The organism is Bacillus cereus group sp. BfR-BA-01441 (assembly GCF_022663075.1).
GTDB lineage: Bacteria > Bacillota > Bacilli > Bacillales > Bacillaceae_G > Bacillus_A > Bacillus_A cereus.
Genome location: NZ_JAKUEU010000310.1, coordinates 1 through 308, shown reverse-complemented (window position 1 = coordinate 308; position 308 = coordinate 1). Strand labels below are relative to the sequence as shown.

The following is a 308-nucleotide window of genomic DNA, read 5'->3' as shown; positions in this document are numbered from 1 at the left end:
AGGATCACAACAAGGGAATAATGGAAATGGACAAGGGAACAACGGAAGAGGGTCTCAACAAGGAAATAATGGGAACGAGCAAGGGAACAACGGAAGAGGGTCTCAACAAGGGAATAATGGAAATGGGCAAGGGAACAATGGAAGAGATCCTCAACAAGGAAATAACGGGAATCAGCAAGGGAACAATGGAAGAGGATCCCAGAAAGAAAATGACGGAAACGAGCAAGGGAACAACGGTAGGGGGTCTCAACAAGAAAATAGAGGCCACCAGCAAGGGAATGAAAAGAAGAATCAATAGAATATAGAAG

General features: G+C 44.5%; 1 pseudogene. It reads left to right on the top strand.

The window, feature by feature from the left end:
* A pseudogene (locus tag MR107_RS30650) lies at window positions 1-298 on the top strand (hypothetical protein); the annotation flags it as partial.
* Window positions 299-308: the final 10 nt, after the last annotated feature.